This is a genomic window from Serratia sp. NPDC078593 (genome assembly GCF_050268245.1).
In the GTDB taxonomy this organism is placed as follows: domain Bacteria; phylum Pseudomonadota; class Gammaproteobacteria; order Enterobacterales; family Enterobacteriaceae; genus JBNNGK01.
Window position 1 is genome coordinate 267,936 of the sequence record NZ_JBNNGK010000002.1, and the last position, 14,680, is coordinate 282,615.

Sequence of the window (14,680 nt, forward strand, 5' to 3'; positions counted from 1 at the left end):
GTCTGAACGCGGATTTTAATGTGTGGACAGGGGGACTATCCAGATTATGTAGCTAGGCTTCATTTGGTTTTGGATAAATGTAATACCGCAATAAACGTCATTGCTAAATTATTGTATCTGCTTAACTCAATCCCTTTAGAGAAAGCAGCGCCGAGGAGGTAAATTGTAAGGTAATAATATCATGAGAAAATTTTAAAGCAATTAGGTAGGTGGCAGTAAACAACGTAATAATAAGAGGGTATTTAATGCTAATAATTGCAAGGAAATATACCCTATGAATATTGGTGCTAATGGTACGGATTTAATTAAAAAGTTTGAAGGGCTGAGGCTTCATGCTTATCAATGCTCGGCTAACGTCTGGACCATTGGTTACGGGCATACCCAAGGTGTTCGGCCTGGAGATATTATTATTCAGGAAGAGGCCGACAAATTTTTACAGCTGGACATTGTTGAAAGTGAGCACGCTGTGAACCAACGGGTAAGTGTGCCACTCACTCAAAATCAATTCGATGCCCTAGTATCTTTTGTTTTCAATGTCGGCGTAGGGCATTTTTCTAAATCAACATTGCTCAAAAAAATCAATGCTGATGATTATGACGGCTGTGCGCAGGAGTTCCTGCGTTGGGTTCATGTTGGCGGGGTAGCAACTGCCGGACTGATTAAAAGAAGAGAGGCCGAACAGGCACTTTTCTTAAAATAATAAGATAGACAGATGAAATAATATTTAACTTTCTTAAAGGTACTGGCGAAAGCCAGGGGCGGTAGCGTACTTTTTTATAGATAATTGAATGTTTATTAATTTGTTTATCTTTGTACGAAAATAACGTGACTACGTTATTCCATTTATAATTAACTTAACAGTAAGGGCTGATATCATGGCAGTTACCACAGATGAAATTGCAGTGCAGTACCCCATTCCTACCTATCGCTTTATTGTAACCCTGGGCGACGAGCAGGTGCCTTTTACCAGCGCCTCCGGTCTAGATATTAATTTCGATACCATTGAATACCGTGACGGTACTGGCAATTGGTACAAAATGCCCGGCCAGCGACAGGTGCCTAACATTACGCTGAGTAAAGGGGTATTTCCGGGGAAAAATGCAATGTATGAATGGATTAATTCTATTCAACTCAATCAGGTTGAAAAGAAAGACATTATGATCAGCCTGACTAATGAAGCTGGCACGGAAGTTTTGGTTAGCTGGAATATTACCAACGCTTTCCCGACGTCATTGACCTCCCCTTCATTTGATGCCACCAGCAACGAAATCGCAGTACAGCAAGTTACCCTAATGGCCGATCGCGTGACTATTCAAACTGCCTAATCAAGAGGACATGTTGCCATGAGTGTAACAACCAGTTATCCCGGCGTTTATCTGAGTGAAGATGCGGTGTCGAGTTTTTCAGTAAACAGTGCGGCAACGGCCGTGCCTGTTTTCGCTTACAACAGTACTAGCCGTGCAGTAGGTAAAGATATTCAGGTTTACCACAGCTGGAGCGACTTTACTGCCGCGTACGTTTCACCGACGGCAGATAACTTTTATGCCAGCATCAAGTTATGGTTTATGCACGGCGGCGGTAAATGTTATTTGGTTAACGAGGCGAATATCGAAGAGGCGGTGGCACAATATGATGATATTACGTTGATTGTCTCGGCTGGTACCACCACCCCCCCCTATGACGCGTTTAACGCCGTAGTCAATAAAGGTTACCGCATTTTTGGCCTTTTTGACGGCCCTCTACAGCAAATCAATGCCGCCGATAAGGTGGATGAGGTAATGAAAGATTATCCCACTTCTCCTTATGGCGCAGTGTATTACCCATGGGGGTCATTGACCTCAGGTGAAGATGTTCCGCCAAGTGCTATTGCTGCCGCGGCTATCGCACAAACCGATCGGACTCGTGGTGTCTGGAAAGCCCCTGCGAACCAAGTGATTAATGGTGTCACGCCAAAATATCCGGTCAGTGATGATTTTCAAGGGCGATTTAATCAGGGTAAGGCCCTGAATATGATCCGTACGTTTACGGGCACTGGCACTGTCGTATGGGGCACACGAACCCTGGAAGACAGTGATAACTGGCGTTATATCCCGGTACGTCGACTGTTTAACTCAGTTGAACGGGATATCCAGAAGTCGTTGAACAAACTGGTATTTGAACCCAATAGCCAGCCGACCTGGCAACGTGTTAAAGCGGCTGTAGACAGTTATCTACATTCTCTGTGGCAACAGGGCGCGTTAGCGGGCAATTCCCCGAGCGAGGCGTGGTTTGTTCAGGTCGGTAAAGATATCACCATGACCCAGGAACAAATTAATCAGGGTCAGATGATCATCAAAATTGGCCTTGCCGCCGTACGTCCGGCCGAATTTATTATCCTGCAGTTCAGCCAGGATATTGCACAGTAATTCACTGAAGGAAAATAGTATGCCTACAGTCACATCTGTACCTGGCGTGTATATTGAGGAAGATGCCTCTCCGGCAATCTCAGTCAGTCAGGGGGCGACGGCGGTGCCGTTATTTGTTGCCCACTTTACCCCACTCAAGGCTGAGCAAAAGGGGGTTATCACCCGAATCAGCAGTTGGCTGGACTATTCAACCCTGTTTGATGCGACCACCGCTTTTTCAGCAAAAGCGACGCTGACGTCAACCCCTGTTGAGCCGACGCCGGACCCAGATCCAGAAACTAAATCGCGCCTTGCCGCTGAGTCTGAGCTGTCTGATGGGGTGAAAAAACAGACCCAGGACGCGGCCGCTGAGGCAAAACAAGAATATACCTATACCATTGACAGTGTTGAGGTTTTACCCCCAACTGCTTCACTGGCCATCCAGCTCTATTTCCAGAATGGTGGTGGTCCTTGCTACCTCTATCCCCTGGAAAAACACGATGATGCCGCTCAGCTGAATGCGTTACCGGGGCTAATCGACGAAGTGGGTGAGATTACGCTGCTCGCCTGCCCGGAAACGGATGAAGCTTACCGCACCGCGGTGTATGGCGCGTTACTCGCCTCGTTGGATCAGAATAAAGGTTACTTCTTACTGGCAGACAGCAGCAAAGGTGACAAACCGACTGGATTAAGCAGTTCTGCTCATGTTGCGGTGTATTACCCAGAGCTGGTGAGTGTGTCACACGTCACCAAGCTTGACGACGAACGTGTCGCTGTCATTGGGTATGTCGATGAGGCGGGTACGAAAGTTGCCACGCTGATCGATCTGCGTGCGGTTAACGCGAGTTTGGCGAAAGACATCACCCAGCAACTCGACTCCAAACGTCCTGCTCAGCTGTTGATCCCGCCGTCGCCGATTATGGCCGGGGTGTATTGCAAAACAGACCGTGAGCGCGGCGTGTGGAAAGCACCCGCGAATGTGGTTCTCAACGGTATCAGCGATGTCAGCGTCCGGGTAACGAATGATCAGCAGGCGACAATGAATCAGGTCGGGATCAACGTCATTCGTGATTTCAGCGATCGTGGTCTTGTCGTATGGGGGGCCAGAACGTTGCAAGATGATGATAACTGGCGTTATATCCCGGTTCGTCGTTTGTTTGATATGGCGCAGCGGGACATCAAAAAAGCCCTGCGTCCAATGGTCTTTGAACCGAATAGCCAACCAACCTGGAAACGGGTGCAGGCGGCGATTGAAAACTACCTATACAGCCTGTGGCAGCGGGGTGGGCTGGCTGGAAATAAAGCGGAAGAGGCGTATTCGGTGCGTATCGGTAAAGGTATCACCATGACGCAAGATGATATTAATCAAGGGAAAATGATTATCCAGGTGGGGATGGCGGCAGTTCGTCCGGCAGAATTCATCATCCTTCAATTCACTCAGGATATGGCTCAGTAAGCGGCGTAAGCCCTTTACAGACCCCTTATAAGGATAATGCAATGGCGATGATTCTTCCCGGAGTTTCCCATAATGAAACTCTGTTAACGCAAGCGTCGAACGATGATCCGGTGACGATGCCACTGTTTATTGGTTACGCCCTCCCCGATGAGGCTGTTGCTGCGCCTGTAGCGGCGTTGCAGCCAATCAGCGTGGGATCGCTGACGCAGGCTCGCAGCCACTTTGGACAGCGCGGGACGCTGGCTTATTCCCTGCGCCACTTTTTTGAGAACGGCGGGCAGCACTGCTACGTACTCTCTCTCGGGCCATGGGAGGGAGAATCTACCGATCGTCTGAAGTCACTGATTAACGAATTACAGTCTACGCGAATGATGGAAATCCTTTTAGCGGATAACCAATCCGGCCTGTTGTTGGTACCGGAGATGAGCGAGTTAAATGACATGTCTTCTTCCTCCCTCAAGCAAAGGAGTGGGGAAGATGAAGCTGAGTTTGATGCGGCTTTGCTTTGGTATCAGGGATGGGAAGCTTTACTGACGCTGTGTCGTCAGAGCCAGCAGCGCTTTGCGCTGCTGGAATTACCCGAGGCATCGGAAGACGCTATTGCACTGACGCAGCAGTCTTTTTCGACTGACCTTTGTCAGCATGGGGCCGCCTGGTGGCCCCGATTACAAACCAGTTACGTGGATGAGGAGCAGACAACAGCAGCGTACCGTTTGTTGTCTCCGCTCCCTGCTGTGGCTGCCGCCATCCAGTGCAATGCCAATGAAAAGGGGGTTTGGAAAGCACCGGCCAATATTCCGTTGGCAAAAACCGTTCGGCCGACTCAAAACATCCTGACCTCTAAGGCGTTACTGAATGAAAAAGGGGTCTATTGCAACCTGATCCGCAGTTTTGTCGGGAAAGGCGTTCGTCTGTGGGGATGTCGCACTTTGCTCAATGATGAGGCTTCGCCCTGGCGTTATATCCAGACGCGTTTACTGGTCAATAGCGTGGAACATTACTTAAGCAAACTGGCACGCTCTTATCTGTTTGAACCGAATAATGCGCAGACCTGGATGAAATTAAAAGGCCAGGTCTGGACCTGGCTGCGTCAACAATGGCTGGCCGGTGCCTTTTTAGGCACGGTGGAGGAAGAGGCCTTTGCGCTCAGCATTGGATTGAATGAAACCATGTCTGAGGACGATATTCGCAGCGGTAAAATTATCCTTCGGGTTCAGTTGGCTCTGCTGGCTCCGGCAGAGTTTATTGATATCAATCTGATGCTGAATCTGCGTGATGGCTCAGCAACCGTACAACCCGGAGGTCAACGATGATGAGTACACCGGCGGTTTCCCATCGTTTTATCGTGCATTTTTTATTTAACAACATTCCCAACCCGTTTGATATTGCGTTCCAGCGCGTGTCTGGCCTGTCCCGCACGTTAGATGTAAGCCAGCACCGCGAGGGCGGTGAAAACGCCCGCAATATCTGGCTGGCCGAAAAGGTTAACCACGGTAGCTTGGTACTGGAACGTGGCGTGATGAATGCGTCATTCCTGACGTGGCAGTTTGACCGCGTGCTACGTCGGGAAAGTACACAATGGGCGAACGTGGTGATCATGTTGCTGAACGAATCTTCACTACCCGTGACAACCTGGACGCTAAGCCATGCGCTGCCGGTTCGGTGGCAGATGGGGGATTTGGATGCCAGCAGTAATACCGTGTTGATCAATACGTTAGAGCTGCGTTATCAGGATATGCGCATGTTAGGGGTGAAATTATGACGGTCGAAATCCGAGAGCTGATCATTCAGGCTGAAGTGACAGAGTCTTCGCAACCGATATTGCCCTTGCCATCCACGGGGTATGCCGATCTGGATGAGCAACGTTGGGTAGAAAAGATTAAGCAGGAGGTGCTTGAACACCTGCTTGAAAGGGGGAGCCTGTGAGTTTACTAGAGCGTGGTTTAGCGAAGTTAACCATTAAAGCCTGGAAAGATCGTGAAGGAAAAATCCCGGCGGGTGGTATGAGCGTGATGTATAACCCGGAAAGTATCCAACTGGATTATCAGACGCGTTTTAAAACAGAAGACACCATTAACAAGGTATCCCAAAGTAACCGTTATATTATTTCTGAACCGGTCGGACTCAATCTCAGTCTGCTGTTCGATAGCCAGATGCCAGGGAATACCACCCCGGTTGAAACCCAGTTGGCGATGTTAAAAACACTCTGTGCGGTGGATTCAGCCACCGAATCGCCCTACTTCTTGCGCATTACCTGGGGAAAAATGCGCTGGGAAAATAAAGGCTGGTTTGCTGGCCGGGCCAGTGATTTATCGGTCAGCTATACGCTGTTCGATCGTGATGCTACGCCGTTGCGGGCGACGGCTCGCCTGAGCCTGGTTGCGGATGAAAGTTTTATTATTCAGCAGTCATTCAAAGATAAAAATGCGCCTTCGCGTGCATTAGTCAGCGTTACCGATATGGCTTCGTTACCGCTTTTAGCCATTGGAGCTGCGGGTACACTCGTCAGCAGCGTCGATTACCTGTCGTTAGCGTGGGATAACGATATGGATAATCTGGATGACTTCCAGGCCGGGGACAGTCTGCAAGCATTGAAGGGGGGAATGCATGAATAACCTCACCCTGAAAATTGCCGGGCAGGCGTGCTCACTGGGGATCCGCTGGCTACGCGTACAACAACAGATTAATGAAATCCCGACCGCGCGGATAGAACTGCGCGTACCCACGGATAATAACGGCGCCACGGATGGCGCCGTTAAACAGGAAGTGAGTCGTTTCACTTTGGGGGCCACCGTTGCTATCTCTCTGGATGGAAAACCGCTGTTTAACGGCCATCTTGCGCAAAAAAAAATGCAGTTGAAAGGAAAGTACTGGTCAGTACGCCTGGAGGCGCGCCATGTATTGCAAAAATTGACATTTTTGCCGCGTAGCCGGGTTTTTCTCGATCAGAATGACGGCACCATACTGAAGGGGTTATTCCAGCAGGCTGGGGTAAAGGTGACCCAGAAAGCGGCCAAAGAGTTGAGTAGTAAGCATGAGCAAATGGTCCAGTTTCGTCTCTGCGACTGGCGGTTTATTCGCAACCGACTGTTATCCACCAACTGCTGGCTACTGCCCGATGCGGCCAGTAATAGCGTCGTGATAAGTCCGCTGGCCGAGCCTGCCACGGTTTCGCAGACGCTTGAATGCGACGGTGAGAATTATGGCTATAGTCTGTATGACGTTAACCTGAACTTTGATAACCGGTTTACGCTGGATAGCCTGTCGCTACAAGGGTGGGATATTGCCGACCAAAAGCTCACTTCTGAGCAAAAAAGCCAGGCAAAAAGCTTTCGCCCCTGGAAACCTGAACCCGAGGTTAAGCAAGCGGCGTCCTGGCAGCAAGATTATGCCCTGGCGTTCAGCGATATGCCTGAAACGACATTACAATCCCTCTCGAAATCCTGGTTGAGCCATCAACAGATGACGGGATTGCAGGGCAGCATTCTGTTATCGGGGACGCGTGACTTTAAACTGGGAGAAAGCATCAAACTGAGCCGATTCGGCGCGGGATTAGATGGCACGGCAATACTGACAGGGGTGAATCAGCAGTTCGATATTGAACAGGGCTGGCGCAGTGAATTAGTGGTCGGGATGGCGACACCTATTCTGGAGACTATCCCGCCAGTTCAATCGTTGCATATTGCCACGGTGGCCAAATTTAAGGCCGATCCAAAGCATCAGGATCGTATTGCTATTCATCTGCCCGCGCTGGGTCTGCCTGATGCCACTCTTCTTGCGCGCCTGAGTAAACCCTGGGCCAGTAAAGCGAGTGGATTTTGTTTTTATCCTGAACCCGGTGATGAGGTGGTCGTGGGATTCATAGAAAGCGATCCGCGTTATCCGATAATTCTAGGTGCAATGCACAATCCAAAAAACACCGCGCCGTTTCCACCGCATGAAAAAAATAATCGCAAGGGGCTGGTGGTAGATAAAGACGGTAAGCAGGAAGCGCTGCTGATAGATACCGATAAGAAAACACTGGTGCTCTCTGCCGATAAAAATACGGTCACATTAACCGGTGAGGGCGATATTACCTTTGATACGCCAAAAACGCTCAAATGTAATGTCGATACGCTTATTCAACAGGCTGAAAATAACGTATCGATTACCGGTAAGAAGCAGGTGGAAATAACCAGTGCCAATATCAACATGAAAAAATAACGTTTAAATAACGAGGCAGAAATGAATGACGATAAGTTAACCACGACGCTGGGGCAGTGCTGGTCATTTCCGCCACAGCTTTCACCAAATGATGGCGTCCAGATGACCGCGGGTATTAATGCGGTATTACAGAGTCTTCGCGTATTATTTATGACGGAGCCGGGTGAGCGAATTATGCGTGAAACCTGGGGCGGCGGGATGCATGATTTTATCTTTGAGAATATTTCTGATGAACTGCTGGCGAATATTCACAATCGAATTGAAGAAAGCATTCTGCGCAATGAACCGCGTGCGGTACTTAAAGAGGTGATTATTCAGCCGGCGAAGAATGAGGCCAGTCGTCTGCAAGTACAAATTTCCGTTTATCTTTCTGGCAGTGATATGACTGAAACGATAGAGGGGACGCTGGATATTAATGACGGACAAACGCTGAGATTATTATGAGCAATCTGGTGATGACAGACGGTGACTCGCTGAAATTTGAAACCCTGTTTGGCATTAATACGGTTACGCCAACCGAACCTTGTCTGATTCGTGGTACGGGCGAGGCCAACATCCTGAATAAGAAAATCTGTATTCTGGGTGATGAAAAAAAGGTTTCTATTTCAGCGACGTATACCACTCCGACACATCAAGTTAAGGGGACGGGGACAATCACGATTACCGCGTTGGCAGCCGATCAGCAGGCTGAGTTTGCCACAACCAGGACCCCAGTGATTGTGGTCGGCAGCCAATTCACCGCGCTCTTTACGCCGGGCTCGCCAGCGTCGGATCCGCAGCTTGGGCCGGATCCGAATCCGGCCCCGGCTCCCGGCTCTGGGAAGTTGATCAACAGCCAGTCGTTTGTCACGGCGGGATAACTCCCCAAGCACCTCTTTTTATCATCAAATAATGAATGGGTTACATCATGTCTGACCTGGAACAACTGCAACAAAAATTGGCCAGTGCGTTGACAGAAAACGAGTTTTTACTCGACTCGCGAACGGTGAACGATCTGCTCACTAACGTGGCGGAATACACCCAACGCGTACCGTTTGCGGGCCATACTGATGCTTTCTGGGCGTCCTTCTGGATGGAAAATTGCACGCTAGCCACACTGAGCAACATTTATCACAATCCTGCATTAGCCGCTAAAAAACTGCCGGTACAGCAGGCTTTTTTACTGGCATTGCTCCAGCTTCTTGAGACGCCAAAGGCCTTACTCAATACGCTGCCAGCACGTCATCGTTCGCTTTACTATCGCGAGTTATTGGGTTTTTCCCCACGGGATAATCAGCCGGATAGCGTTGCGGTGAATTTTACGCTACAGAAAAATACCGCGCCTTATCGGTTGCCCGGCGGTAGCCTGCTGGATGCCGGGCTGGATAGCGCGGGCAACAACCTGACCTACCAGACTGACGACAGCCTGCTGGTAACCGGGCAGGAGCTGAAGCAACTGTGCTGGACCCGGAAAAACGCAGAAGCTGCGTGGCAATTTTGTACGGCGCTGGATACCGATAACGATATCGCATTGCCGGATGGAGGGGTTCGGCTGTTCGCCGAAACGCAAAATGAAACGCCCTGGTCAGTGCAAACCCGCCTCGACACGCCACTGACGGCGTTGAAGGGGGAGAGAACGGTAACGGTCACCTGGGCACTAGAGGATGCAGGTTCGGCTGCGATGCCGGAGATGGTCTGGCTGGACGACGGTCAACATCAGGTGCTCCGTGCCGACAGGCTCAGCCCGCATCAGCACCTTTACCGTCTGCCTGCTGAGGCGTTGTCGGATAGCAAAGCGCCCCGTGCGGCGGGAAGCGATGCCTCACTGGCATTACAGTTTCCTGTCGGGCAGCGCGTAGCGTGGCCTGCCACGTTAAACGTCGCGATCCATAACTGTCAGGAGATGGGCTACCGAGCACAAGGCGGGCACGGACATCTGGACGCTTTCAGCTATCCATTTGGCCTGTCGCCGCATTCCGGTCATGCGTTTGAGCTTAAGTTACCTACCTCAATGTTGCGGGCAGGGGGGGAGTTGACCATTGAGCCTCAATGGTGCTCTCTGCCACAGGAGAATTTTGCCCGCTGGTATGCAGATTATCCTGCACCGCCAGCAGAAAATGGTGCGTTTAAGGTGCAGTTTTATCTCACCACGCCGAAAGGGTGCTACCCCTTGGGTGAGGAACAGACGCTGTTTTGCGGTGACGGTGCGCCGCAGATGGTACCACTTCACGCCATACTCCCTGCGGATAGCACGTTGTCTGCGGATGCGGACGTTACCGTCAGTGTGGTGCTAAGCGGAACGGACTTTTTCCATGCCGATTGGCAGAGAAATCCTGCCGGTAAAAATGCGCCGTGGACGCCTCAGGTGAGTCGGATTGACACGCGTTTTCAGCAGCGTTTGTCCCTGCCTGTTGCGGAGACGTCACCTGAGGAAGAAGCTAACCAACAGGCATTATATCTGGGGTTCAGCGGCGTTGCCGCGCAAGATACGCTGTCTGTTTACTGGTCGCTCCGCGCTTCATCCGCACTTGAACTCTCCTGGCAGTATTACAACCAGCAGAACCAGTGGGCATCGTTAGACGCCGTCGTTCAAGACGACACCGCGGGATTATCCGTCAGTAACCCGTGGCGGGCGACGTTACCGGATGATATTCAGTCGGGGGGCGAGGGGCTGGTATCGGACTATTACTGGATAAAAGCGATACCGAAGGTTGGCGCCACATTCTCAGCCGATGATATGCCTAAATTACAGGGGGTTATGGCCAATGCAATGACTGCCACCCTGAATAATAGTGCGCAAGTTGATGATCAACATTTTACCCTGCCATTGCCTGCCGACACCATCAGCCAACTCGTTTCTCCGGTTGATGCCATTAGTCACATTAGCCAGCCTTTACCCTCTACAGGGGGGCGCGTACGGGAAACAGAAAAGGCGATGTTACAACGTGCAACCACGCGAATCGCCCACCGACAGCGTGCTATCACCTGGGGCAATATGCGCAGTTTGTTGATGGACCAGTATCCACAAATTTTTGATGTGCGCTTTCCCGATGTGGAGAAACTGAACCATATTCCGGCGCTCGACGCCCAGACGCTGATGGTGATTCCTGACAGCCGTTATTGCGATAACGATGATACGTTGCGCCCGGTGCTGAGTGACGGCCGTCTGGTGATGATGGCGCAGTGGCTGAGCCAGTACACGTCCCTGTGGGCCGAACCGAAGCTGGCTAACCCGACCTACGTCGACGTGACGGCGTGCTATCAGGTTATTTTTATGCCGGGTATTCACTCTGACTATGGTTATCGTCAACTGGAAATACAATTACGGCAACAATATATGCCGTGGGGGGACGATCGACGGCTGGCCGTTACACCGGGAAATCAGGTGGACTATTACCAACTGCTCGCCACGCTACAACAGTCAACAGTGGTTAAACGCGTGGTCTCGCTGACGCTGAGTCGCAGCAAGGGTGAGGAAACGCAGCAGACCATCATCGCCAAAGACAACGAAGTCCTTATTTTGCACTCAAACACCTCCCTCTCGACAGGAGAAGCATATGTCTAAAGAAAACGCCTTGTTCCCGATGGTGAAGGACGCCATTGCGTTTGAAACCCTCTGGCAACAAGTCACCGAACAGGTAAAAACACTCAGTGGGGATGTTTGGACGGATACCGGTGAGCACGATCCTGGCGTCACCTTGTTACAGTCCGCTACCTGGAATTGTTCTGACCTCAGTTATCGTGCGTCGCTACCGTTGAATGATTTGCTCACGCGCGCAGGAGAGGAGACGCTATTTCCGCAAGAGTTCGGGCCCGATCGCGTGCTCACTTGTAATACGGTAACGGCGGAAGATTACCGTCGCGCATTACTCGACTTGCACAGCAGCGACATTAAGCTTGCCAGTACGGAACAGGATTTTTTGTTCAGCGATGTTCGTCTGATCAAAGAGCCTGAAGGGAATCGTTTCCACTGGTGGTATAACGCGGAACTGCGAGAGTACAGCTTCAGTGATCCCACCGATTCAAAGAACAAGAAGAAAATAACGCTGCGCGGGAATCTCTGGTTATCGGTGATTCCGACCCGCTTTACCCAGTCGTTGTCGGCAGAGGATCGGGCACTCGTGGAGCAGTCTCTGGACGATTTTCTGGTGGCGCACCGTAATCTTGGCGAAAGCATCTCGCGGATTACCTGGCTGGAATCGGTTACGTTTAGCCCGCGTATCACGGTTGAACTGGCAGAAAACGTCGGTGATATCAATCAGGTTGCGGCACAAATTTATCAGGTGACTGAAGCGTTCCTGCGGCCAACGGCCGTGCGTTATACCACCGAACAGCGACGTGCGCTCGGTGATGCCGACGAGGTTATCTTCGAAGGGCCACGGTTGCAGCATGGCTGGCAGCAGACGACACCATCACGGATTTCCCCGGAAGGGATAACCCTTAACCTCAGCCCATTGGTCAATCAGCTGTTGGCTATCCCCGGAGTGGCCAGCCTGGGTCAACTATCTGTCGACCCGTTGCCTGAGCACGTCACGGCGATTGCGGAAGATAGCTGGTCATGGCAGGTTACCAGCGGGTATTTTCCACAGCTGTGGGGGGACACTCCGCTGGCGCTGTTGGCCGGTGATGATAGCCCGTTAACTTTTATTGCCAAAGGCGGTATTTATAGCCGACCAACCGAATTGGGCATGGCGGATTACCTGACGGTGCCAGAACTGATCAAGACGCAAGCGACGGTGCTACCCGCCGGGCGCTTGCGTAATCTGGACACCTATACCCCCGTTGGCCAGCGCCTGCCTGAATGCTATTCGCTACAAGAGCCGGATTCAGAGATTGGTGATTCGATCCGCGCGCTGCATCAGTTCTTGCTCTCTGCCGACCAGTTGCTGGCTGACGGTAGCGCGGAGCTGGCGCTGTTGCCGGAATTGCTGGCATTTAAACAGCGCGGCAATGCTATTCGCGGCACCCGCTGGCCCTATGCCAATACCTCGGTGCAACAGGATGTCCATCAATCCTATGCCGATACGCTGACTGATTTTCAGCAACGGGATGCGGCGATCTTCACCGATAATGGCCGTGCGCTAAATCAGGCCAATTTCACCCGTGAACTGAATTTTCTAGACTATCTGCTGGGATATTTTGGTACGCATCGCGCGGCTTTGCCGCTGACGCTGGATATGTCTGACTTTCTTGCTACTCAGCGTGCGTATTTGGCACAGCAGCCCGATCTTGGCTATGACCGGGTCAATATCCGTATTGACAAGGTCTCGGCACTGCAAAAGCGCATTGCTGCCCGCATCGGTTTAGATAGCACCTGCTTTGCCGATAATCCGGATCTCAGCCAGTTGCCGTTTTATCTGATTGAACATCGTCAACTGCTGCCGCAGACACCGGACAGTGATTTTAATAGCGAGCAAACGCTAACGGATTTTTCCGTGGCGGAGCCTCTGTTAACCCTCACTCAAGCAGGGATAGCGGGCAAGATTGCCCAAGGGCAACTCATCGATCTTATTGTGATTGAGGGGGAGAACCGGGGGCGTATTAGCCGGCTGCTGGTGACGGCCACCGACGGGGAAAGTTTTAGTGTGAGCACCGCGAACAGCCAGCAATTGAAAAACAATCTGGCACGTCTCCAGAGTGCCTGGAAGGCGGGCAATTTACGCTGGCAGAACAGCAACGTCTGGCTGCAAGATATGAACTATCGGCTCAATTATGCCTCCGATGCACAGCAGCCTGCCAACCCACAGCAGCGACTGCTGGCAAGTAATGCGCAAACTCCGTACCCCAGTATGGTCAGCGTCGGTGACATCATTGTGATCCGTTTTAGCGGCCTTCAGTTTTCCAGGTCAGATGACAGCAAAGCGCATCGGCCTGTGGCAGAGGCTGACTGGCAGCTTGAGGCGACGATTAAGGCCATCGATCCGGTCACGGGTACCCTGCTTATCGAAAAGGCTGTCGATAGCGCAGACGATTTTCCGACCGCAGAGGAAAGCTTTCGCTATCAGTGGAATTTCGGTCATGCCAACTATGCCACTACCGACCGGTTTTCATTTGTGGTCAGTGCCGTGCATAACCGCCGCTTAATTGAGCACAAAAATATTGTTCCCGATAAGCTGATTGCCTGGATGCAGGAAACCATCATGGCGAAGTTCCCGGCTCACGTATCGCTGATTAACCACTGGTTGGATGACGCGGCGTTTAAAAACTTTGGTGCCACCTATAAGCGCTGGCAAAACAGCGGCACGCCGCTGGGCGATGATGCCTTTGCCATTATGCAGATGCTGACCTTAGGCCACCTGCCGGTCACGCAGTTGGACATTGGCTTGATGCGTGTTGCCACTGACGCGCAGCGCACTCAGGTTGTCGGCAGTGACGGCAGCGAATGGCATTCCGATATTATTCTCAGTGAAGAGCTGCTTTATGTCCCGCAGGATGCTCCATCGGATAGTTAAGTATTTTTGACCTTGTTTCTCATTTATATTTTAAGTAATGGAGATTGATTGCCACGAATAAAATACGGTGATTTTCTTCTTGTTGTAAATACGCTACAACCAGTAAGTAGTAGATCTGAATGGATAATTAATATGGTATGCAAAGCATATCGGTATAGTTATCTTTAATTAACTCTAAGATCCTATCCTATTAGGCTCTTAATCTT

At 51.0% G+C, this 14,680-nt stretch carries 13 protein-coding genes; all 13 read left to right on the forward strand.

Annotated elements, in window-relative coordinates; genetic code table 11:
• The first annotated feature begins 274 nt into the window (after positions 1–274).
• The 13 genes from ACQKDS_RS03370 to ACQKDS_RS03430 all read left to right on the forward strand — a co-directional run bounded on the left by ACQKDS_RS03370 (position 275) and on the right by ACQKDS_RS03430 (position 14,474).
• On the forward strand, positions 275–700 hold the full coding sequence (locus ACQKDS_RS03370; protein ID WP_399665791.1) for a lysozyme: 426 nt from the start codon (positions 275–277) through the stop codon (positions 698–700).
• A 175-nt stretch (positions 701–875) separates the two neighbouring features.
• A complete protein-coding gene (locus tag ACQKDS_RS03375; protein ID WP_399665794.1) occupies positions 876–1,325 on the forward strand; it encodes a phage tail protein in 450 nt (149 codons plus the stop codon).
• 18 nt (positions 1,326–1,343) lie between these two features.
• Positions 1,344–2,405 carry a phage tail sheath family protein gene (locus ACQKDS_RS03380; protein WP_399665796.1) on the forward strand — a complete coding sequence of 354 codons (1,062 nt, stop codon included), beginning with the start codon at positions 1,344–1,346 and terminating at the stop codon, positions 2,403–2,405.
• 19 nt (positions 2,406–2,424) lie between these two features.
• The gene (locus tag ACQKDS_RS03385; RefSeq protein WP_399665799.1) at positions 2,425–3,840 is read left to right on the forward strand and encodes a phage tail sheath family protein; all 1,416 of its coding nucleotides are present in this window, start codon (positions 2,425–2,427) and stop codon (positions 3,838–3,840) included.
• A 41-nt stretch (positions 3,841–3,881) separates the two neighbouring features.
• Positions 3,882–5,153 (forward strand): phage tail sheath family protein, encoded by a 1,272-nt coding sequence (locus tag ACQKDS_RS03390; protein ID WP_399665802.1) that lies wholly within the window; start codon positions 3,882–3,884, stop codon positions 5,151–5,153.
• Positions 5,150–5,602, forward strand: a complete 453-nt coding sequence (locus tag ACQKDS_RS03395) for a phage tail protein (protein ID WP_399665804.1) — start codon at positions 5,150–5,152, stop codon at positions 5,600–5,602. The genes ACQKDS_RS03390 and ACQKDS_RS03395 overlap by 4 nt, the downstream gene beginning before the upstream one ends.
• On the forward strand, positions 5,599–5,766 hold the full coding sequence (locus ACQKDS_RS03400; RefSeq protein ID WP_399665806.1) for a DUF5908 family protein: 168 nt from the start codon (positions 5,599–5,601) through the stop codon (positions 5,764–5,766). The genes ACQKDS_RS03395 and ACQKDS_RS03400 overlap by 4 nt, the downstream gene beginning before the upstream one ends.
• A complete protein-coding gene (locus ACQKDS_RS03405) occupies positions 5,763–6,455 on the forward strand; it encodes a hypothetical protein (protein ID WP_399665809.1) in 693 nt (230 codons plus the stop codon). Before ACQKDS_RS03400 ends, ACQKDS_RS03405 begins: the two co-directional genes overlap by 4 nt.
• The gene (locus ACQKDS_RS03410) at positions 6,448–8,043 is read left to right on the forward strand and encodes a phage baseplate assembly protein V (protein ID WP_399665812.1); all 1,596 of its coding nucleotides are present in this window, start codon (positions 6,448–6,450) and stop codon (positions 8,041–8,043) included. The genes ACQKDS_RS03405 and ACQKDS_RS03410 overlap by 8 nt, the downstream gene beginning before the upstream one ends.
• A gap of 21 nt (positions 8,044–8,064) precedes the next feature.
• The gene (locus tag ACQKDS_RS03415; protein WP_399665815.1) at positions 8,065–8,487 is read left to right on the forward strand and encodes a GPW/gp25 family protein; all 423 of its coding nucleotides are present in this window, start codon (positions 8,065–8,067) and stop codon (positions 8,485–8,487) included.
• On the forward strand, positions 8,484–8,903 hold the full coding sequence (locus tag ACQKDS_RS03420) for a hypothetical protein (protein ID WP_399665818.1): 420 nt from the start codon (positions 8,484–8,486) through the stop codon (positions 8,901–8,903). The genes ACQKDS_RS03415 and ACQKDS_RS03420 overlap by 4 nt, the downstream gene beginning before the upstream one ends.
• Positions 8,904–8,950: 47 nt before the next feature.
• The gene (locus tag ACQKDS_RS03425) at positions 8,951–11,587 is read left to right on the forward strand and encodes a hypothetical protein (RefSeq protein WP_399665821.1); all 2,637 of its coding nucleotides are present in this window, start codon (positions 8,951–8,953) and stop codon (positions 11,585–11,587) included.
• The gene (locus ACQKDS_RS03430) at positions 11,580–14,474 is read left to right on the forward strand and encodes a hypothetical protein (protein WP_399665824.1); all 2,895 of its coding nucleotides are present in this window, start codon (positions 11,580–11,582) and stop codon (positions 14,472–14,474) included. The genes ACQKDS_RS03425 and ACQKDS_RS03430 overlap by 8 nt, the downstream gene beginning before the upstream one ends.
• The last annotated feature ends 206 nt before the right edge of the window (positions 14,475–14,680 follow it).